At 56.0% G+C, this 20,084-nt stretch carries 17 protein-coding genes; 5 read left to right on the forward strand and 12 right to left on the reverse strand.

The features are described 5' to 3' along the window. Positions 1 to 469 precede the first annotated feature (469 nt). A complete protein-coding gene (locus tag BY454_RS15475; protein WP_104417484.1) occupies positions 470 to 1,552 on the forward strand; it encodes an alkene reductase in 1,083 nt (360 codons plus the stop codon). 143 nt (positions 1,553 to 1,695) lie between these two features. Here the strand turns inward: BY454_RS15475 and BY454_RS15480 are convergent, their stop codons facing one another. The 7 genes from BY454_RS15480 to BY454_RS15510 form a co-directional block, all read right to left on the reverse strand. Then, a complete protein-coding gene (locus BY454_RS15480) occupies positions 1,696 to 3,099 on the reverse strand; it encodes a TolC family protein (RefSeq protein ID WP_104417485.1) in 1,404 nt (467 codons plus the stop codon). Next, positions 3,092 to 6,283: an efflux RND transporter permease subunit gene (locus BY454_RS15485; protein WP_104417486.1), complete on the reverse strand. Its 3,192-nt coding sequence runs from the start codon at positions 6,281 to 6,283 to the stop codon at positions 3,092 to 3,094. The genes BY454_RS15480 and BY454_RS15485 overlap by 8 nt, the downstream gene beginning before the upstream one ends. Positions 6,284 to 6,293: 10 nt before the next feature. Then, positions 6,294 to 7,469: an efflux RND transporter periplasmic adaptor subunit gene (locus BY454_RS15490; protein ID WP_104417487.1), complete on the reverse strand. Its 1,176-nt coding sequence runs from the start codon at positions 7,467 to 7,469 to the stop codon at positions 6,294 to 6,296. Positions 7,470 to 7,745: 276 nt separating this feature from the next. Then, positions 7,746 to 8,078 carry a tRNA-binding protein gene (locus BY454_RS15495; RefSeq protein WP_104417488.1) on the reverse strand — a complete coding sequence of 111 codons (333 nt, stop codon included), beginning with the start codon at positions 8,076 to 8,078 and terminating at the stop codon, positions 7,746 to 7,748. Positions 8,079 to 8,094: 16 nt separating this feature from the next. Further along, positions 8,095 to 8,994, reverse strand: coding sequence for an aromatic amino acid exporter YddG (yddG, locus tag BY454_RS15500; protein WP_104417489.1), 900 nt, complete (start codon positions 8,992 to 8,994; stop codon positions 8,095 to 8,097). A gap of 88 nt (positions 8,995 to 9,082) precedes the next feature. Then, on the reverse strand, positions 9,083 to 9,814 hold the full coding sequence (locus BY454_RS15505; RefSeq protein WP_104417490.1) for an AraC family transcriptional regulator: 732 nt from the start codon (positions 9,812 to 9,814) through the stop codon (positions 9,083 to 9,085). Between the two features lie 64 nt (positions 9,815 to 9,878). Continuing rightward, positions 9,879 to 11,042 (reverse strand): iron-containing alcohol dehydrogenase, encoded by a 1,164-nt coding sequence (locus tag BY454_RS15510; RefSeq protein WP_008172264.1) that lies wholly within the window; start codon positions 11,040 to 11,042, stop codon positions 9,879 to 9,881. Positions 11,043 to 11,208: 166 nt separating this feature from the next. On the opposite strand from BY454_RS15510, the gene BY454_RS15515 reads away from it, so the two are divergent. Further along, complete coding sequence (locus tag BY454_RS15515) at positions 11,209 to 12,096, forward strand: AraC family transcriptional regulator (RefSeq protein ID WP_008172262.1); 888 nt, start codon at positions 11,209 to 11,211, stop codon at positions 12,094 to 12,096. Between the two features lie 14 nt (positions 12,097 to 12,110). On the opposite strand, the gene BY454_RS15520 is transcribed toward BY454_RS15515, so the two are convergent. From BY454_RS15520 to BY454_RS15530, 3 genes are all read right to left on the reverse strand, one after another. Continuing rightward, positions 12,111 to 13,061 (reverse strand): LysR family transcriptional regulator, encoded by a 951-nt coding sequence (locus tag BY454_RS15520; protein ID WP_008172260.1) that lies wholly within the window; start codon positions 13,059 to 13,061, stop codon positions 12,111 to 12,113. A gap of 134 nt (positions 13,062 to 13,195) precedes the next feature. After that, positions 13,196 to 13,519 (reverse strand): thioredoxin, encoded by a 324-nt coding sequence (gene trxA / locus BY454_RS15525; RefSeq protein WP_008172259.1) that lies wholly within the window; start codon positions 13,517 to 13,519, stop codon positions 13,196 to 13,198. Positions 13,520 to 13,637: 118 nt separating this feature from the next. Continuing rightward, positions 13,638 to 14,663: a lipid A deacylase LpxR family protein gene (locus tag BY454_RS15530; protein ID WP_053115234.1), complete on the reverse strand. Its 1,026-nt coding sequence runs from the start codon at positions 14,661 to 14,663 to the stop codon at positions 13,638 to 13,640. A gap of 292 nt (positions 14,664 to 14,955) precedes the next feature. On the opposite strand from BY454_RS15530, the gene BY454_RS15535 reads away from it, so the two are divergent. After that, on the forward strand, positions 14,956 to 15,207 hold the full coding sequence (locus BY454_RS15535; protein ID WP_008172254.1) for a hypothetical protein: 252 nt from the start codon (positions 14,956 to 14,958) through the stop codon (positions 15,205 to 15,207). 88 nt (positions 15,208 to 15,295) lie between these two features. Here the strand turns inward: BY454_RS15535 and BY454_RS15540 are convergent, their stop codons facing one another. After that, a complete protein-coding gene (locus BY454_RS15540; protein ID WP_008172251.1) occupies positions 15,296 to 16,405 on the reverse strand; it encodes an alcohol dehydrogenase family protein in 1,110 nt (369 codons plus the stop codon). Positions 16,406 to 16,565: 160 nt separating this feature from the next. Between BY454_RS15540 and BY454_RS15545 the strand changes: the two genes are divergently transcribed. Further along, entirely contained in the window at positions 16,566 to 17,432 is an 867-nt protein-coding gene (locus BY454_RS15545; RefSeq protein WP_008172249.1) for a LysR family transcriptional regulator, read from the forward strand. 665 nt (positions 17,433 to 18,097) lie between these two features. Here the strand turns inward: BY454_RS15545 and BY454_RS15555 are convergent. Then, positions 18,098 to 18,586: a DUF6560 family protein gene (locus BY454_RS15555; RefSeq protein ID WP_008172247.1), complete on the reverse strand. Its 489-nt coding sequence runs from the start codon at positions 18,584 to 18,586 to the stop codon at positions 18,098 to 18,100. Between the two features lie 164 nt (positions 18,587 to 18,750). Between BY454_RS15555 and BY454_RS15560 the strand changes: the two genes are divergently transcribed. Then, positions 18,751 to 19,913, forward strand: a protein-coding gene (locus BY454_RS15560) for an IS3 family transposase (RefSeq protein WP_085986438.1) whose coding sequence is annotated in 2 segments (ribosomal slippage) — positions 18,751 to 19,006 and positions 19,006 to 19,913 — 1,164 coding nt in all. Because the reading frame shifts where the segments join, the coding sequence is not laid out codon by codon here. The last annotated feature ends 171 nt before the right edge of the window (positions 19,914 to 20,084 follow it).

A 20,084-nucleotide genomic window follows, 5' to 3' on the forward strand; every position in this document is an offset into this window, starting at 1 on the left:
CTGCTACTTCCCTCACGGTAGCTTCCAGGAAGGCTATTCGTTTCGAGTCGTCTCTTTGCCGCATTTGTCTGCTCAACGCTTCAAATTGGTCGGCCCAAAATAAATGAACGTTCACTTATTTTCAAACCGAGAATATAGGCGTATACCGAAGTAGGTGCCCTACTAAAGTGCGCGGGGTTCAGGCAAAAATCAGGTTGGTCTGCAGGCTCTTTGCAACCAGCCGACCACGAAAACCAATCGCAGGCTCTAGCCAGGTCCCGAACGCAATAGACGCAGATCGAGCAGGATTTCGAGACGATGATGCGCGATGGCTACGTCATCATCGAACCTGTCCCCAAGGGAAACTTGCGAAGGCGGATTCCAGCCTGTCGCATCAGCCAGGATGATGATTGATATATCTCATCCGAATTAGTCCGCCCGGCCCACGGGCGGATAGTTTATGGTTTGCACAATATTTCCGGAGGATGCTATGAACACACTTTTTACTCCCCTGAAAATGGGCGCCAGTGAATTGGCCAATCGGATCTTCATGGCCCCCCTCACCCGCGTCCGTGCCGACGCTGATCACGTTCCTACGGATATGATGGTTGAGTATTACGCGCAGCGTGCCTCTGCTGGTCTGATCATCGCCGAAGCGACCATGGCCATCGAAGGCAATTCGGCCTTCTGGCGCGAGCCTGGTATCTATTCCGAGGCGCAAGTTGAAGGCTGGAAGAAAGTCACTGATGCGGTACACGCCAAAGGTGGCAAGATTTATCTGCAAATCTGGCACGGCGGCCGCGCCTGCCACCCGGTGTTAAACAACGGCAAGGATCCGGTAGCGCCCAGCGCCATTGCCATCACCAGCGATGAAGTGCACACACCGGAAGGCAAGAAGTCCTACACGGTTCCCCGTGCACTGGCCGACAACGAAATCCCGGCCATCATCGACGCTTTCCGCACCGCCGCCGAGAATGCCAAGCGCGCTGGCTTTGACGGTGTCGAGGTTCATGGCGCCAACGGCTACCTGCTGGACCAGTTTCTGCGTGATGGTTCCAACCATCGAGAAGGCCCCTACGGTGGCCCGATCGAAAATCGCGCCCGACTTCTGCTGGAGGTGATTGAAGCCGTATCCGGAGTGTTCGGTTCCGAGAACGTTGGTGTTCGACTGAGCCCCCTAAACAGTTTCCAGAGCATGAAGGACAGTGATCCGGTCGGCCTGGTCAACTGGCTCGCCAAGCGCCTGAACGACTACGGCCTTGCCTTTGTTCATTTGATGCGCAGCGACTTTTTCGGGGAGCAGCAAGCGGACGTCATTACTCCGGTCCGCGAGCACTTCAAGGGCAAGTTGATCCTCAATATGAGCTACACCGGTGAAGAAGCAGAACAAGCTATCGAATCCGGGATGGCCGACGCTGTCGCCTTTGGTGTGCCCTTCATTGCCAACCCGGACCTTCCGGAGCGCCTGAAGCTTGGCGCCGAGCTCAACGAAGCAGATCCCTCGACTTTTTACACCCAGGGGGCGGAGGGGTATATTGATTACCCTTACATCGAGGAATTAGCCGAAGCATGATATTGAGTCGGAGCACAGTATCGAAAGGGGGCTTTTAGCCCCCTTTTTCGATGCTGAGAAAAAGTGTCCTTTGAAAGCGCGATCTCCTTGCTTGCCGCTAAAGCCAGGAACTTCCTTTTTTCAGCTAAACCATATCCTCTTCCTCAAGACTCGCCACCCGTTGCCTTCAGCATTCGCCGGTGCGCCTCCGACGACCAAACCCCACTGAATTCCTCAATCACCCCAAGCTGGGCCGCCGCATAGGACAACCTGGCGGAAAGCCGGTCCTGCTGAGCGGAAATGAAGGTTCGGTTGGCGTCCAGCAAATCCAGGTAGCCGATGGCACCCTCACGATGCATCGTTCTGGCGATCGCGAGCGATTCGTTGGCTGCGTCAAACGCCCTGCCCGTTGCCTGATCAGCTTCAAAAGCCCGTCCGTAAGCAAAGACGGCAACACGCGCACTGGCGACCGCGTCAATGATGGTTTGGCGGTAACGAATGTAACTTTCTTCCGAGACTGCATCCTGGCTTTCCACCCGTTGCAGTATCACCGGATAACTCAACAGCGACCAGGAAATACGAGGAGCGATGCTGCCGGTACCTTCAAAGCCATCGGACACTTCCGCCACATTGGTCAGCCCCAGAAATCCCTTGACCGAGAACTGGGGATAGAGTTCTGCCCGAAGGGCGTTGCCAACCGCCACATCCCGGGCCAGCGCTGCAAGCGCACCGCCGATATCCGCACGCAGCTGCATGGCCTCGTTGGCCCGCTCCGCCTCCGGTACCCCAATGGAAGCGGCCAGTGCACGTGGGGCCGGTTTCAGGGCCAGCGATTCGGGATCTTCATTGACGAGCACGGACAGCACCGCTTTGGCCCGATAGAGCTGGGCTCGCGCGTCAGGAAGCTTGGCACGCTGCTGTTCCAGCAGCGTGTCTGCGCGGGCGAGATCCAGGTTCGGCGAGATGCCTTCCTCCACGCGCAGGGCCATGACTTCCCGGGTGTCTTCCAATGCCCGAATGTCCGCCTTGATCAACTGAACCCGCTGGCGAGCGGCTTCCCACTCGAGATAGGCTCGGACAACGCCAACGGTGACTTCTCTCAGCACCGCACGCTGGTTGTTCAGGGCAACCTCAAGATTGGCTTCACCGGCGTCGATCAGCGCTCTCAGCCGGCCAAACAGGTCCACTTCCCAGGTGGCCGCCAGACCGACGGCAGAGGATTCCTGGACACTGTTTCGATCGATCGCCTCGTAATCGCCGGTTACCCCTCCCTGAGGAAGCAAGCGGTTTTCATCCGCACCCAAATCCGCGAGCGCCTGACGGACCCGTTGCCGGGTTGCCAACAGATCGAGGTTAGCGGCCTGCGCAACCTCGACCAGTTGATTGAGTTGGTCATCCTCGTAGCTCTTCCACCACTCCGCTGTGGTGGCGTCTGTGCTCTGAACACCGAAACTGAGGCTGTCGAGGTAACGTTCGTTCGCCTCCTGTTGGAGCTCATAATCCGGGGTTGCAGCGCAGCCAACCAGCAGCGCTGCCCCGAGCAAGACACTAACCGCCCGTTTAAGCATGGTCGTTCTCCGTGATCTGTTCAGGGATCGCCTTGGCGTTGGCCGGCGTCTTGGGTTCTGCCTTGGCACGCTGAATCACCGCGTAAAATACCGGGGTAAACAGCAGGCCGAACACGGTGACACCAATCATTCCCGAGAACACCGCTATGCCCATGGCGTGGCGCATCTCCGCACCGGCTCCGCTCGCAAGCACCAGCGGTACCACGCCTGCGGTGAAGGCAATCGATGTCATCAAAATCGGGCGTAAACGCAAACGGCAGGCCTCGACAATGGCCTGATAATGACTGTGTCCCTGGAGGTTGAGGTCACGGGCGAACTCGACCATCAGAATGGCGTTTTTACTCGCCAATGCCACCAGAACAATCAGACCAATCTGGGTGAACATGTTGTTATCACCATCGGTCAGCCATACTCCGGCCAAAGCCGACAGCAAGGTCATCGGCACAATCAGAATGATGGCAAACGGCAGTCGCAGACTCTCGTACTGAGCCGCCAGCACGATGAATACCAGCAAGATAACCAGCGGGAACACATAGACCATGGTGTTGCCGGCGAGTTTTTGCTGATAAGTCACCTCGGTCCACTCAAACGCCATGCCCTCTGGCAGAGTCTGTGCGAGAACCTCCTCGATAGCAGCCTGAGCCTGGTCCGAACTGAAGCCCGGGGCCGGCGACCCGTTGAGTTCAGCCGTTGGATAGCCGTTGTAACGCATCACACGATCCGGGCCGATGGTCGATTCGACACTCATCACCGCGGACAGCGGGATCATCTGGCCCTGCTGGTTGCGAACCTTCAGATTCAGAATGTGCTCCGGATCAAGGCGCTTGTCGGACTCGGCCTGGGCAATCACCTGATAGGTACTGCCGAACATGTTCACGTCATTGACGTACACCGACCCCAGATACACCTGCAGTGTGTCGAACACGGATTCCAGCGGAATGCCCAGCAGCATCGCACGCTCCCGATCGATATCCAGGTCAAACTGGGGTACCTGAACCCGGAAGCTGGAGTATAGACCCGTCAGTGCCGGATGCTTGCGAGCTTCGTTGATGGTGGTTTGCAGGGTATCAAACAAGGCTTCAAAGCCTTTGCTGCTTCGATCTTCGATCTGCAGTTTGAAGCCACCCGTGGTGCCCAGGCCCAGGATCGGTGGTGGTGGGAACACCGCCACAAACCCTTCGTCAATGCCTGAAAACGCGCCGTTCAACTTGCCTGCAATCGCCCCCGCACTGAGCTCCGGAGACGTGCGTTCGGTAAAATCGGTCAACGGCAGGAACACGATGCCGCTGTTCGGGCTGTTGGTGAAACCGTTCACGGACAGGCCCGGGAACGCAATGGTATTCGCCACACCCTCGGTCTCCAGCGCGATTTGCTGCATTTCGTTGACCACGTCCACGGTCCGGTCAAGGCTCGCCGCATCCGGCAGCTGGGCAACTGCGACCAGGTATTGTTTGTCCTGCTGCGGAATGAAACCACCCGGTACCGCGTTGAACAGGCCACCGGCGAAAACGGTCAATCCGACATACACCACGCCAACGATGGCGCTGTAGCGGATCAGCTTCTTGACCAGAACTTCATAGGCATTACCTGTGCGGTCAAAGAACCGGTTGAACGGCTGGAACACAAAGCGACCAAACACCTTTTCCAGAACCCGGGAAAGCCGGTCGGGCTTCTCGTCGTGGCCCTTTAGGAGCAGCGCGGACAGCGCCGGCGACAGGGTCAGCGAGTTCAAGGCGGAGATCACGGTTGAAATCGTGATGGTCAAGGCGAACTGCTTGTAGAACTGGCCGGAAAGGCCCGATATGAAGGCCGTCGGAATAAAGACCGCACACAACACCAGAGCAATGGCAATGATCGGCCCGGTGACCTCATTCATGGCCACTTTGGTGGCTTCACGAGGCGAGAGCCCCCGATGAATGTTCCGCTCCACGTTCTCGACTACCACGATGGCGTCGTCAACCACGATACCGATCGCTAGCACCATTCCGAACAGCGACAGCGTGTTGATGGAAACACCCAACCACTGCATCACGGCGAAGGTGCCCACCAGTGATACAGGCACCGCAACAAGCGGAATAATGGACGCCCTCCAGGTTTGCAGGAACAACACCACCACCAGCACAACCAGTAGAATAGCTTCCAACAAGGTGGTGATGACCGCGTCGATGGAGCCGCGAACAAACACAGTCGGGTCGTAAGCAATTTCATACTCGACGCCCTGCGGGAAATCCTGCGACAACCGCGCCATGGTTGACCGAACATCGTCGGAAAGCTGAATGGCGTTAGCCCCCGGGCGCTGGAAAATCGGCATGGCAACCGCCGGCTTCCCATCGAGACCCGCTTCAAGGGCGTAGGTGTTCTGGCCCAGCTCCACTCTTGCAACGTCAGAGAGACGCGTGATGGCACCGTTATCACCAATTTTCAGAACAATGTCACGAAACTCATCCAAGGAGGTTAGGCGCCCGCGGACGTTCAGCATCAACTGGAACTGGTTGTCGTTCGGTGCCGGCTGTGCGCCAAGAGTACCGGCCGCAATCTGGCGATTCTGGGCACGCACGGCGTTTACCACATCCGAGGCGTTGAGATTCCTGGCGGCCAGTTCATCCGGCTGCAGCCAGAGACGAACCGCAAATTCACCGCCACCGAACAACTGAACGTCACCAACGCCGCCAAGGCGGGAGAGTTCATCTTTCAGATTCAGCTCGGCGTAGTTGGCCAGATAGGTAATGTCCCGGCTCTCATCCGGAGAATGAACGTGAACAACCATGCTCAGGTTCGGGGATGATTTCTCAGTAACCACACCCAGGCGCTGCACTTCTTCCGGCAAACGCGGCAGCGCAATATCAACCCGGTTCTGGACCTGAACCTGCGCTTTGTCGAGATCAGTACCCAGCGCAAACGTTACCGTCAGGGTCATACGGCCATCGGCCGTTGCCTGGGACGACATATACAGCATGTTCTCCACGCCGTTGATCTCATCCTCAATCGGCGACGCGACCGTTTCTGCAATCACCTTCGGGTTTGCGCCCGGGTAGTTGGCCGTGACCACCACCGTGGGCGGCACCACTTCCGGATACTCACTGATCGGCAACTGGAACAGAGAGATGCCACCCCCGATCAGAATGATCAGGGATAGCATGGAGGCGAATATTGGCCGGTCAATAAAAAAATGGGGAAATTTCATCGTTCGGGCCTCAGAACTTTACGCCAGCGGTCTGCTGGACTTCCGGTGCGTGTTCTTCAAGCGTGAAGGCCACGTCGGACGGTGCTTCTGACAGCATGACCGGAGCGATGGTCATGCCAGGACCTACCTTGGCCGTCCCGTTCGCCACCACGACATCGCCTTCGGCAATGCCCTGCTCAACCACACGGAAGGTACCGAAACGCTTACCGACGGTGACCGGGGTGTAGCTCGTCTCCCCCTGCTCGTTGACGGTCAGTACGAAGCGACTGTCGAGATCGGTCGCGATGGCACGATCAGGAACCATGATCTTCTGCTCGGTTGCGGCCACGGCAACCTTCACACGGGCAAATGCACCCGGCACCAGAGCCTCTCTGGAATCAGCCAATACCGCACGCAGCCGCAGGGTGCCCGTGTTGGTGTCGATGGTGTTATCAACGAAGTCGATCTCGCCCACGTGGGGGAAGTCCTGCTCACCGGTCAGCTGAATGCGCACCGGCGAGCCCAGAGCCCGATCGCGGACGCGGAAGAATCGATACCAGGTGCCCTCATCCATATCGAAGTACGCGTATCGGTCCTGATTCGAGGCGATAGTGGTCAACCGGCTTTGGTTCGCGGTCACGGTATTTCCCGCGGTGATGTTGGCCCGGGAAATAACCCCGTCGATTGGCGAACGGATCGTGGCGTAGCTCAGCTGCAGTTTCGCCTCCTTGAGCTGGGCGTTGAGAGAGGAAACCTCAGCCTCGGCCTGCTGGCGCGCGGAATCTCGTAGCTCAGCCTGTTCTTCGGAAATGGCGTTGCTGCGCAGCAGGCGCCCTGCCCGTGCAGCTTCCGCCTTGGCCTGATAGAGGGCTGCTTCTGCCCGGGCCAACTCGGCATTCAGCTGTTCCACTCGGGCTGTCAGGTGACGATCATCCAGCTGGAACAGGATGTCGCCTTTGCTCACCTTCTGCCCCTCTACAAATTGCACCTCATCAACCACACCGGATAGTCGGGGCCGCAGCTCGACGTTTTCCGGTGCTTCAATACGGGTGGTGTAGGTTTTCTGGGGCTGAACCTGGGCACTGGCGGCGGCAACCACCTCTACCGAAGGCGGCTCCGGCTGGCTCGCGGTGCCCTGAGCTGCGCTTTCGCAGCCGGCAAGAACAAACACGGCCGCGCTGAGCACGGCAAGAATTCGATAAGTCATGGACTAAATCCTTAATCGTTCATGATGGGGACTTCGGCGCCGGCGCGGACAGATTGGTCATGAGCCCCGCGCCGGAGTGGTTCGTGGCGGGAATTATCTTTGCTGGAGCACGCTAAAAATAATCACCATGCGGTATTGCACTCATCATCACCGGTGATAATGCTCAGGATTTATGCAGGAGGGGGATTTGGAGAGCCAAAACGCCCTCAGAGTCAGGGCGCTGATCGACTCTCTAGGAGAGAAAGCCCGGGAACGCAGCGAACCGCACTCTTTAGATTAAAACAGCCGTTCCCCATTCTCGACCTCAGAATCAGGGCTTACCAGCGCTACCACGCCTGTTTCGGTTTTGAACCCGGTTACGAGACACTCAGAGACAAACGGACCAATCTGCTTGGGAGGGAAGTTCGTGACAGCCAATACCTGCTTGCCCAGCAGGTCCTCCTTAGAATACAGCTCAGTAATCTGGGCACTGGATTTTCGCACACCAACTTCCGGGCCAAAGTCCACTTTCAGTTTGTAGGCCGGTTTTCTGGCTTCAGGGAACGGCTGAACTTCGATAATGGTGCCAACCCGTAATTCCACTTTTTCAAAATCTTCCCAGGAAATCATTCTAAATCCTCCGTTGTTACACAGCTTCGTAATTTACAGTTTTGGCAGTCTCTGTGTTTCGGGTTTTTCCAGCTACCAGTGATCCGGACACAATCAGCGTGCTGGCGCCCGCAACGGCCATCGTTGCCTCGCCGAAGCCAAAAACGATGAGCAAGATGACCGAAATGAGGGGGGCGCTGTATGCCAGGGTTCCCAGCAGCTGGATGTTCCCGTGTTTTACCCCGTAGTCCCAAGTGAAAAAGGCGATGCCCACGGGGCCAAGGCCCAGCCCGACCACTCCGACCCATTGGCTTGCGCCATCCGGCCACACCGTTTGTTCCCACATCAGGTGGCACATCCAAGCCAGGACCGCGGTAACACCACAAAACCAGCCAACAGCATCGGTAGGCACAGATTTTACAAGACGGCTGAGCACCGAATAGGACGACCAGATCAAGGCGCAGGCGAACGCCACCAAGTAGCCGTCCAGATTCTGGGCACTGAAGCCGCTGCTATTCCGACCGATCAGCAACCAGCAGCCAACCAGTGCCATCACCGCCCCGGCGATGTGCTGTGCCCGCAAGGACTCGCCCGGCAAGAGCGCCGAAAACAGGACAATGAACAGCGGCCAGAGATAGGCCAGCAGGCTGACCTCGACCGCTGGTGCCAAGTTCATGGCCTTGAAGTAGGCAAAGTGATAGCCGAACAGGCCCACCACACCGATGGTCCAGGCAAAGGCGGATTGCTTCGCGAAGCGGATGCCCGTGTGCCCGCCCTTGAACCAACGGACACACATTAGTGCAAAAGCCAGTGTAAAGGTCATGGCCATGAGCTGAAATTCCGGAATCTGCCCGCCGGTAAGTTTGGTCAGCAGAGCCAGGGTGCCCCATAAAAGCACCGATATTGAGCCAATCCAGGTGGCGGATGCCGCGGTCATAATTGCGTCCTCTCAGTCAGAGATCAATCAGTTCAGACGCAACAGCTTATTGAGCCGGTGATGGACAGGCTTTCAGAATTCGGAACAGTTATTTACAAAGTCGGCGAAAATGACTGGGAGAGTGCCCGAAATGTTGGGCGAATCGATCACTGAAGGCTGACAGTGAGCTGAAGCCCACGGCGTCGGCGATGTTCTGGATCGACAGGTCACCCCGCTCGAGCAGTTGCCACGCCGTCTGCATCCGCAACTCGGTCAGATAATGATGGGGGGGCAAGCCCACCTGCTCCCGGAACAGCTGGTTCAGTTGCCGCACACTCAGGTGCGCGATGGTGGCCAACTGATTGACGGTGATTCTCTGGTGGAAATTTTCGTCGATGAAGCGTTTCGCCACATCCACCCGGCGATCCAACCGTAAACGGTCTCCAAAGCGCTCCTGCAGCAGCTGGATCAGCAACAGCAACATCTGGTGCTGAGTCTGGGAGCCTTCCGCGCCCTGTTGCAACTGGGCATGGAGAAACTGCACGTAATGCTCCAACCCGGCATCGAGCTGCACGAAACAGGGCAGCCGGTCCAGCATCGGAGCCAAGCCATCTGGAACGTCTGCGACCACAAACCGGTTGTCATCCCGGGCTTCGAAATCGTGATCCTGACCGGCGGCGATGATCGCCGCTCTGCCCTCAGCCACTTCCCCGGCCCGACTATTTACCGACAGAGAAAGTTTTCCCACCAAGGGCAGCACCAACTGATGATGATCATGGGCGTGTGTTTGCCCATGATCGCTGTAACTCTTCAGTTGGATTTTTGATCGCGCGTTCTTCATGGTTTCGCATCATACAGAACAGCGTTCACTTCGGGCAGGTTATCGATCGATGCTCCGGGATTTCTCACTCACTGAAGGCATCGATCAAAACCTGGTGGCTGATCTCTGGTGTCATGTCGCCCCGCTCCGAGAGCTCGGTCATACCATGGGCTTTCAACGCCTCGACGATGTCGGCCACCTGATTTTCTTTGACCCCGTATTGATCCAGTCGCGTTGCAACTCCCAGACTTTCGAAAAAGGCTCTGGTCTGGGCGATGGCCTGATTGATGCGCTCTTCCTCAGAGCCGTCGACGATGCCCCATACTCGCTCGGCGTACTGCAGGAGTTTTTCCCGCTTCTGCTCTTTACGGAGTTTCCAGACCGACGGCAGGATAATGGCGAGACTCTGCCCGTGATCGATGCCGAACATGGCGGTCAGTTCGTGCCCAATCATATGGGTACTCCAATCCTGGGGAACGCCCACGCCAATGTAGCCATTCAGCGCGGAGGTAGCCGCCCAGACCAGATTTGCACGGGCATCGTAGTCCTCCGGGTTGGCCAGGGTGACCGGGCCCACCTCGATCAGGGTCTTGAGAATACCTTCAGCGGTGCGGTCCTGAATCTGCGCGTTGACCGGATAAGTTACATACTGTTCAACCACGTGCACGAAGGCGTCGACCACGCCGTTGGCGACCTGCCTGGTGGGCAGGGAGAAGGTCAGCGACGGGTCCAGGAACGAGAACGTCGGATACAACAGCGGGCTCATTACCGGCCATTTCCCGCCCTTATGGGAGACGACGGCGCCCATGTTCATTTCAGAGCCTGTCGCCGGCAGGGTGGCGACGGTGCCGAGTGGCAGTGCCTGTTCCACTGGAAGGCCGGCAAAGCCATGCTCCAGCAGACTTTCCTCGTCGCCCTCAAACGGCGCAGCCGCGGCCACGAACTTAGTGCCGTCCATCACCGAGCCACCGCCAACGGCCAGCAGGAAATCGACGCTTTCCCGGCGGACAAGATCCACCGCTTCCATCAGGGTTTCGTAGCGCGGGTTGGGCTCAATGCCGGCGAACTCGAACACCGTCCGATTACCCAGGCCGGCCAGAACTTTATCGAGGGTACCGAACCGCTTGACGCTGCCGCCACCGTACAGAACCAGCACCCGAGAATTCTTGGGAATGAGCTGATCCAGCTCCTGCAGACGGTCTTTGCCGAAAACAATACGGGTTGGATTGTAGAAATCGAAATTTTGCATAATCCTCTCTCCTCATCAAAGCGTGGAGAGATTGTATCGCCGCAAGACCAAATCAGAATGGGCATTTCGATCACTGGCATGCCTTTTCCTATCATTAACGACACGACTAGGCATTTTAATGCATCGCAGGTAAGATGGCGTCTTCACCCATTCAGGAGACCGACCGATGCCCACACTCGCCCAACTGCTGGCCCCACTTGCAGCGACCGAGGGCTACAACCCAACACCGATTGAGGGCGTCGGGGTCTACCGAAGCAACGAAACCACGGGCAGAGAGCCGCTCTGTTACAGCCAGGGCATCATTATCATGGCCCAAGGCACCAAACGGGTGTTTCTCGACAACCAGGTGTACGAGTACAACCCCGACAACTACCTTGTGCTGACCCTACCCACGCCCGCTGACTGCGAGGCAATCACGCCACCCGACGGTCCCCTGCTCTCCCTGGTCATGGACCTGGATCTGTCGGCATTGCATGAGCTGGTGCGGATTTTTGATGAGTGCCGGCAGACCGGCGGCGCCAACGCTCCTTCGTTGAATGCGCACACCTTGTACGTGGCTCCGGCCACTCGCGCCTTCAACGCCAGCGTGGTGCGGCTTGCCGAGGCGCTGAATGACCCGCTGGCGGCCAAGGCCCTCGGACCGGGCCTGAAAAAGGAACTGTTGCTGCACGCGCTCCGGGGCCCGAACGGCGCCTCGCTGGTAGATCTGGTGCGGCATAACACCCAACTTTCCCGACTGGAGCCGGTGCTCAAGCACGTTCATGCGCACTTTTCGGAACCGCTGGATGTCGAACAGCTGGCCGCTCTTGCCAACATGAGTCCGGCGACCTTCCACCGCAATTTTCGGCAGGTGGCTGCGCAGTCCCCCATCCAGTACATCAAACGCATCCGGCTCACCCGAGCCCGGGAGTTGCTTTCAGATCAGGGTGTGAAGGTGAGCCAGGCCGCATCCCTGGTGGGCTACGAAAGCGCGAGCCAGTTCAGCAGGGAATTCAAGCGGTTTTACGGGCAGCCACCACAAGCGGTCACTATGGCGCTGCAAACCACCGCCTGAAACGCTGCATCGACTCAGACAGCCTTCAGCTGGTGCCGTCCACAGGGAGAATTGACCATAATGTCATGCCACCGTTCCTGGAGCAGATTCTCCATCTTCTCCCGGAGCCAAACGACTCCGGGGTCGCGGTCATGACGGGCGTGCCAGATCAGGTATAGACTCGTCGGATCGACGTCGAAGGGAAGCTCACCCATCCATAGGCCGTTCACGAAACCACAATCCTGGCTGATCAATTCTGGGACAGCAGCAATGAGGTTGGTTTCTCTGAGTACTACCGGAACTGTTGAGAAATGATTAACAGTCGCCGCTATCCGGCGGCTCATACCCTTCTGATCGAGATAGCTGTCCACGAAGCCATGGGCATCGCCTGACATACTTACCAGAAGATGTCGCGCCTCAAGGAATTCTTCCATGGTAATCTGTCGACCGGCCAGCGGATGGTCGGCGCGCATGGCGAGCACGTAGCCCCCCTCGAAAAGCCAGGTGCTTCGCAGGCTGTAATCGTGTTGAGATAAAACGCCCACCGCCACATCAACATGGGCTTCTCTCAGATCGGCGTGGGTGCCTTCGGGTGTGTAAGGCACCGCGTGTACATCAACACCGGGCGCTTCGCTTTCAAGCATTTGCACCAATTGACGCCAGATCATTTCAACAATGGCATCCGTGACCGCAACACGAAAGGTGCGGTTTGACGTGCTCGGATCAAACTGGGTTGCGCTGACCGCGTTGGTCAGTGCAAACATGTGATCGCTGACCTGGTCCCAGAGGCTTAATGCATAGGACGTGGGTTCAATCTGACGCCCTTTTCGCACAAAAAGAGGATCGTTCCAGATCTGACGCATTCGCGATATAGCATTGGAAACCGCCGGCTGCGTCATGGCGAGCCGGTCTGCTGCGCGTGTCACCGACCGCTCGGTCATGATGGCGTCAAAAATATACAACAACTGTAGTTCTTGTGTTTTCATTCCATATACCTGGGGCGATTGAACCGGCATAAGTCTGGCCCGGATTACACACAACCGCAATTGCGGTATTCCTGTAGACCTTTTGCCGCCCACAGAACGCAGAAAGCCTCCGCTAGGGAGGCTTTGGTTCCGGTTTACAGATGTCCTTTTACAAAGGTTCTCAGTTCACCCAGGCTTCCGGCTCCGGTTTTCTGGGCGATCATTCCGCCGTCATCAAAGAGAGCCAGCGTCGGAATGCTCCGGATACGCATTCTTGCAGTAATCTCGGGGCTGTCGTCCACGTTGACCTTGGCGATGGTTAGCGCCTCGCCGAACTCATCGGCGATCTCCTCTAGCATTGGTGCAACAGTTTTGCATGGCCCACACCACGGTGCCCAGAAATCCACCAGCACCGGCTGCTCGCTTTGCTCGACCGCTTCTTTAAAGTTTGTATCGGTTACTTCGATGATCTTGCTCATTTCACAGTCTCCTTTGCCCTGTGGGTTAGTGAAAGAATGAGGCCTTCACGGGGTTAAAACTAATTCCGGTGCGGTATATGTTCCATTCAGTGATCTGATGAATGGTCACCGGCGGCCTTCACAGCCGCTTGCTAAACACAATGCCACCCCAGGCGAGCGTGCGGTTTCCCGTACCAGATTTAATTTCGGAGCTTTGAACTCGCAGCACGTAACTGATTTCGCTGCCGCCGAGAAAACTGTGGGTGTAGCCTCCCCAGACTTCAGCCAGCAGAATGTTCAGATCATTGGCGGTCAGCTCGTGGTCTGAATCGCGAAACTGCCCCTGAAGAAATGCGTTGTACGCCCGCGCTTTTACGGACAAACCGCCCCAGAAATAGCTCTCACGGCCACCTGGTGCCGAAACACCCGGCGCTCGTTCGCCATAAGCCATCAGCTCAGGGTTAAAACGGTTGTCTGGCGAGGAAATCAGTCCATCACGGAACACCAGCGCCGCGCCGAATTCCGTCAAATAGCCCACTGATCCAAAATAGGTCACTTTGTATTGCTGATCGGGTTGGCTGGCGTCCAGGTACTGGTGATACGCCGCTGAGTATCGGAACGTCGGCTCACCGCCCTCCGAGATCTGATGATCCCATCCGTTTGCGCGATCGCTACCCACCACCTTGTGCACAGCATTTTGCCCGGCTTTGAACGCGTCGAGCCCGAGAATCCCGACGGTCATCGACGTTGTCCAACCGGAGCCTGCACCGGGGGATTCATAACTCTGGCTAGACGACATATAGACCAGGCTGCTGTATGGCCGATCACTTCGATCAATGTCCGATGCGCTGATCTCCTCAGGGGTAAAACCATAAGCACCGAATTCAAGCGCGGCGCTTTCGGGGATTTCGACGCTGCCCCCCACAATAGGTAGCAACAAACCGTCCAAGCCTTGGCTCACCTGGGACACGGGGTTATCAATGAATTCTTGTGAGTTGGATGAATAGGTAATGGCGAGACCCGCTGTATAGTCTCTGTCTGTTTGTGTCGGCGCAAACAGGTCATTGTCTGTCGAAAGCGCAAGTACCGAGTCGCCAGGCTCTGCGTGCGCAAAAGGAGCGAATACAACTGTTGCGAGGGAAGCAATTAGTAAACGACGAAACATAGCCAACTCCGAATTCAGATCGGTCGAAAAGTTGGCTGCTATTTTTCAAGTAGCGGGCTGGCAGGACTAATTATGGATTGATATTCAAAACATCATTGAGGGTTATGTATAAGCATAAATACGGCCACTAAATGTGCGGTTGCGCGTTAGTTACATCACGGAAAATGATGTTAGCCATACCGTTTAAGAATTATTCCTTCGGCAGCCTTCGCCTCCATAATTCTCCCATCTGATGCCCGAACAGCTTTTGCCGCGGGATCAGCTGAACCCACTCAATGTTTGGAGAATTGAAATGCGTAAAGCTGCACTGATTACCCTGGCTTCACTCATGGCTGCGACTGCCCTTCCCGCTCACGCAACTCTGGCAGACCGAAAGTCAGACCAGCCGAGCACCGAAGAGGCCCATCCCGCGCCCTACAGCGGCCAGGTCGTTATTCGTGGTGAAATTCAGGACCGGAACGCGAACCATGAAAACGCAGAGCCGGCCCCTTACAGCGGTCAGGTTGTTATCCGTGGCGAGGTGCGCTCCGAAAGCCACGGTTGAGGCATTCCTGTTTCAGAAGTTTCATTTGCGTCTTGGCACCAGGGACGGTGCGTTTTTATCAGCTTTCTCTTCCTACCTGCTCTCTTGTTCAGTGATTCTGTTCGGCAACTTCAATCGCGAGTTTGCCGGAGAAGCGCTTGGTCATAAAATCTTGCTGAGCCGTTACCACATCACGCAGAGCGTATCTTTTCGCTACTACGGGCCGGATTACATCCCGCTCAATGTAGCCAATCAGATTCTCGAACACCTTTTTGGGCTGCCAGGTGGAACCCAACAGGCTCAGATCTTTCAGGTACAGAGTACGAACATCCAGCTCCACCATTGGCCCTGCAATGGCCCCCGAGGCGACGTAACGACCGCCTCGGCTAAGCACCTCCAATAACTCCGGCCACTGCGGGCCAGCGACCAGATCCGCCACTACCTGAACGCTGTCCTGCTCCAGTACTTCCAGCAGCGATTCCCCCCTGGGAACGACCTGGTCAGCGCCCAGCAAACGCACCTCGTCGAACTTGGATTCACCGCACACGGCGATGACCTCGGCACCCCGGCGTTTCGCCAGCTGAATTGCTGCTGATCCAACGCCGCCGGAAGCGCCTGTGATTAGAATCCGTTCTCCGGCTTTCAGGTCGGCTCTGTCCAGCATGCCTTCAGCGGTTGAGTATGCACAGGGAAAAGACGCCAGCTCGGTGTCGCTCAGTGTGCTGTTAACCGCAAACACTTCGCTGGATCTCGCCACGGCATACTCGGCGTAGCCGCCATTGCACTCGGAACCAAATGTGATGAGGTTGTAGGAGGACGGGTTATCAGGCGACTGTTGCATGGGGCGAACCAGCACTCGCTCGCCGATCCGTCCCCGGTCCACTGCCTCACCGACCGCAACGATGGTTCCGCACACATCGGCTCCCTGAATACGCGGAAAGCTCAAGGGCTTTCCGGACCAGGTACCGTCTTCCTCGCTGGCCGTCTCAAATCCGGATGCCGCTCCTTGATCCGTTCCCGTTGTCACGCCCTTGGAATACCAGCCTGTGCGGGTATTTATGTCGGTGTTGTTAATGGCACTAGCACCGACCTTGATAAGCACCTCTCCCACCCCGGCCTTGGGCACGTTAAGGTTCTCCCGGAATTCGAGTTTATCCAAACCGCCATGCCCGGTGAGAACAACTCCTGTCATGGTCTCAGGGATATCGATGTGATTCATGGTGTCATCTCCTCGTTCGTGCCAGACCCATTGGCCTGATCACTAAATCGTCAATTGCAATGAATATGGCGACATCATAAAAGTGCAGAGTAGTTCAATCAAACGAATATTGCTGATATGATAATTTAGGTTTTGTGATACATGAACGAAGACGAATCCTATGAAACCCTTACTGGATCTGGACCTATTGAACACCTTCGCCGCCGTGGTAGAGGCAGGCGGTTTTAAAGAGGCATCGAGTCGCTTGTACCGCTCGCAAGCAGCTGTCAGCATGCAGATCAAGCGCCTGGAAGAACAGCTGGGGCAGCGACTTCTTGAACGGAGTAACCAGGGCATCAAGCTTACGGAGCCCGGTAAAACGTTGCTGAGTTACATTGACAGACTGCTGCGTCTGAACAATGAGACGCTGAGTGCGCTTAGCGCGGAGCCCCTGCGAGGGCCGGTGCACTTCGGAATACCCACAGATTATGCCCACCCGTTCCTAAAGCAGTTCATTCCTCGCATTCGGAAGGCCTTTCCCGAGCTGGTGCCCCGGATTACCTGTGGCCGCAGCCGTAAACTCCGGGAACTGGTAACCACCGGGGATCTGGATGTGGCCATTGTTACGGGCGAGCCTCAGTTCTCCCCGGAGAAAAACTTGTGGTCGGAAGCTCTGTACTGGTATGCCCCGGCCGGGCTACCGATCAATACAGAGGAGGCACTCCCGGTTGCCTTGCTGGAAAGCGACTGCGCGTTGCGGGATCTCGCTGCCTCGGATCTGAGGCAGTCCGGCTTGGACTATCATCCGGTACTGACCAGTTCGGACATGGCAAACCTATACTCGGCGGTCGAATCTGGACTGGCAGTGGCCCTTTTGCCAGAGTCGTCGATTACGTCCTCAAGGGTTCGCCCTTTCCAAATCGATCAGCTACCCGGGCAAAGGCTGCTGACCATGAATATAATTGACGCAGGCACCCTGAGCCCCAATTTCATGCAGCCCCTTCAGGAATGCGTCTTGTCGGCTGCCCGGGCCCTTGTCAGAGGTTGATGACCAGGCACACAGACCAAGCCGGTATGACTGAAAAAACCAGGGCACACCCCGATATTCTTTAAATACTTCGCCTCTCCGCGATCAGTAGGAACGGATCATTGGACATCAGGTGCCAATGTTATTAGATGATCGCGAGGAGGAGGCATCGAGAATCCTTTTATTTAGAGTAGTTGGGAAGGCGTAGGCGGTCGCAAAGCGAACATTCGGATAAGGCGACCAATGCCTATGGAGTTGTCTCCGTTTTGGACTTACCGCGATGCATATGACACACCTCAGCCTCAAACGGAGGCCTTTTCAAAGGCCTCGGGACTAACGGGATTGGTTAAGTGACAGCACTGCTGAACATTCCGTACGACGAGAGACCAAATAACGTGAGTGGTAGGACAATATATGCAACTGCATCAGAATACCCCCAACGAGACTCGCGCTTGCGTTTTGAACGCAGCTTGCAAACGGAATATCCGAATAAGGCAAATATGCACGCCCCAGCGTAAGGCATCCAAACTACCTCCTCAGAAGCCAGCAACGACACCGGAATTAGGGGAGACAAGCACCATAGAGTTGCTACGAAATGGGCTCCATCTACCAACTCAACGACTCTGCTCATGTCAATTAACGCCTTGCGCATCAGTTGGAAGTCCATGGCGAGGTTGATGCGTTGGTTAGGTTTGGTCATTTCTTGATATTGAGCGAACATAATTATAAAACTCAATGCTACCCGCCATATGAAGGAAGCATTCAACTTTTTGTCCCTTCGCCCCGACTATTTTAAACGAGGACCCATACCGGCCACGGCTTATGGACACGACTTCCGAAAGCGGTAATCTGACTCTTTTGCCGAAAGCTGATTGGTAGTAAATCATCTTTTCATCGAACCAAATTTTTCGACGAAAGACCTCATTCAAGCTCACTAGCCCTACTCCGACGATAGAGAAAAGAAACCAGTAAACTACTTGAATAACTCTCTCTTCTTGAATTGCAGAATATAAAACAAGGGAGAAAAACAAAGTGAATACGATCACAACTACCTTGAGTACCCAGCCATATTGAACAACCAGCCAACTTCTATCTATCGAAACCTTACCGCTAAGTATAATCCAAAAGAACACAATTTGAGCAAGGAATAGAAGTACATTGTAGAGATACTCCATTAAAACACCTAACGAATGATATAAGCTTCCCCTGCTCCCCAGGCATCGATGTGCCACATTGAAGGTGTCTGACGTCTTCAGCCAGAGCAGGAGGGGTTGTAGTGGTTCAATGATTCCGGACACCAACGTAGGTGGTAATATCGCCACCATAAACGAGGTGTCTGATGACCAGAAAGCGACGTTCTTTTTCTCCTGAGTTCAAACAGGAAGCAGCCAGCTTGGTGCTGGATCAAGGTTACACGATTCCCCAGGCGAGCGTGTCTCTGGGAATTGGTGAAAGTGCTATCCGGCGCTGGGTTAACCAATTGACCGAGGAGCGTGACGGTGTCACCCCGAAGGGCAAGGCGTTAACCCCGGAGCAGCGCCGTATTCAGGAGCTGGAAGCCCGCTGCAAGCGCCTTGAACAGGAGAAAGACATACTAAAAAAGGCTACCGCTCTCTTGATGTCGGACGACATGAATCGTACGCGCTGATAGACCAGTTGAGTGAGCGAATACCTGTTGAAATGGTCTGCAATGCGTTTGATATCAGTCGTTCTAGTTACTACGAATACCGCCAACGGCGGAACCGTGTGGATGTTGAGCGTCTGGCCCTGAAGGCCCAGGTAAACCGGCTGTTCACGAAGAGCCGCAGCTCTGCCGGCAGCCGGACAATAAAGGGCTTACTCAGCGAAGAAGGCATTGTCGTCGGGCGCTTCAAGGTTCGACGTCTGATGAGCGAGTTGGGGCTGATCTGTAAGCAGCCAGGCCCTCACGCTTACAAGCAGGCCACGGTCGAACGACCGGATATCCCGAACCACCTGGCCCGCGAGTTCACGGTAGACCGGCCCAATCAGGCTTGGTGTGGTGACATCACCTACGTCTGGAGCGGCCAGCGGTGGAGTTATCTGGCTGTCGTGCTGGATCTGTATGCTCGCCGCGTTGTTGGTTGGGCGTTGTCATCCAGTCCGGATGCAGATCTGGTCGTCAAAGCTCTGGACCACGCCTGGGAACTGCGCGGTCACCCAGAGAAAGTTATGTTCCATTCGGACCAGGGAAGCCAGTATGCAAGCCGTAAGTTCCGTCAGAGACTATGGCGCTATCGAATGACACAAAGCATGAGCCGACGTGGCAACTGCTGGGACAACGCACCGATGGAGAGGCTGTTCAGGAGCCTGAAATCTGAGTGGATACCGGCCTTGGGATATCGGAACCTGCCTGAGGCCAAAAAAGATGTTGGTGGCTATCTGATGGACTACTACAACCGGCAACGACCTCACACGTTCAACGGTGGTATTTCTCCCGTTGCCGCTGAGGAAAACCTTAAAATACTGTCCGGGATTAGTTGACCACTACATGCGTTTGATCCAGAGAGAAAAACACTCTACTCCATTCTCGGCACTCTGCTGGGGGCGACTACCGAGCTTACTAATCCGAAATAAAGTAAGCGAACATTACCCGGAGATATAAGCCAGGTCCGGATGACCGAAAAACGATTTCAATAGCTTTGGCAATTTCTG

It is taken from the genome of Marinobacter persicus (assembly GCF_002934325.1).
GTDB classification, from domain to species: Bacteria; Pseudomonadota; Gammaproteobacteria; order Pseudomonadales; family Oleiphilaceae; genus Marinobacter; species Marinobacter persicus_A.